The sequence below is a fragment of the bacterium genome, assembly GCA_030654305.1.
Taxonomy (GTDB): Bacteria; Krumholzibacteriota; Krumholzibacteriia; order LZORAL124-64-63; family LZORAL124-64-63; genus PNOJ01.
Window position 1 is genome coordinate 1 of sequence record JAURXS010000204.1, and the last position, 1,335, is coordinate 1,335.

At 73.9% G+C, this 1,335-nt stretch carries 1 protein-coding gene and 1 tRNA gene; both read right to left on the reverse strand.

Annotated features, from left to right (window positions below; translation table 11 throughout):
* Nucleotides 1-17: 17 nt before the first annotated feature.
* Nucleotides 18-104 (reverse strand) — tRNA-Ser (locus tag Q7W29_05470).
* 129 nt (nt 105-233) lie between these two features.
* The coding region (locus Q7W29_05475) for an AsmA-like C-terminal region-containing protein (protein ID MDO9171265.1) at nt 234-1,335 on the reverse strand (1,102 nt) is incomplete at its 5' end.

The window sequence follows — 1,335 nt, forward strand, 5'->3', positions numbered from 1 at the left end:
TCTCCCGCCTGTGATCCTGGCGGAGGGCGGGGGATTCGAACCCCCAGGGGATCGCTCCCGGCGGTTTTCAAGACCGCTGCCTTACCAGTTAGGACTAGCCCTCCGGCTGCCGTGTCATCGGAAAGACGCTGTCATCCGCAAGACGCCCGGCGCCGGGGCCCGCCCCGACGGCGGCGCCCTGAGGCGCCGCGGACCAGGACGTTACGTCCTGTCCCCGGGTTTGTCAAGGAACCCTACCGCCAGACGGCCTGGCGTCCCGAGTTCGCGAGGTCCAGGTTCACCTCGGGCCCCCCCGTGCGTCCCGTCAGCCTCAGACCCAGCGCGATGCGGCCGTCGTCGCCCTTCAGCAGGTCGGCGAACGGCGTCATCGAACCGAGTTCGGGCCGGAAACCGGCCGGCAGCTTCACGACCAGGACCAGGTCGAGCGGCCCCGCGAAGTCGAGCCAGCCTCCCCCCCGCCAGTCGGTGTCGGGACCCTCGAGCTTCAGGTCCTGCGTCGCGAGCCGGCCTTCGCGCAGCGCCAGCCGACCGGTCAGGGTGCGGTAGCGGATGTCCTGCAGGTCGCGCCGCTCCCCCAGGTAAGAGGCGACGTCGGTCAGCCATTCCCGCGCGTGCACAACGCCGTCGCGCGCCGCGAGGTCGACGTCGACCTCGAGGCTCGCGACCGCCGCACCGGGGCGGCCGCAGGCGAAGCCGCCCCGGATTTCGGCGTCGGACGTTCCGGACACGTAGCCCACGGCGCCGGGCGCGAGCACCCGCAGCAGGATCGCGAGATCGACCGCCTCGCAGTCCGCCTCGAAGCTGCAGCGCCGCTCGTCGCGGTCCAGGTCGGCCAGGTCGAAGCGGCCCGCCACGCGGCCGTCGCCGATCCCGACCACGACGTCGGTCAACTCGAGGCGGCCGCCCTGCAGCCCGGCCCGCGCGCTCACGCTCCAGGGCGCATCGCTCCCGGCGAAGCTCACGGCCAGGTCCGACACCTCCGCGTTCCCGGTCAAGCCGGGCACGAGATCGCGGAAACGGACCGGCGCCGGCAACGGCCACGCCCAGTCGAAACCGCCCGAGGCTTCCAACTTCCCGCCGTCCAGCCCGGCGACGGGCGTCGGGCCCAGGAAGAGCCGACGGGGCAGCGCGGCGAACAGCGCGCCCGCATCGCATCGCTCCAGGCGCCACTCCCCCCGCAACCGGCCGGGGCCTGGCCAGCCCTCCCATTCCGCGTCGGCCGAGACCGCGGTCCCGGTCCAGTCCGCCTCGTCCACGCGCAACCGCAGGCGTCCGGGCACGGGGAGGATCGTGACCGCGGCGGCCTGGGCGGCCGCGGTCGTGACGCCGTCCCCC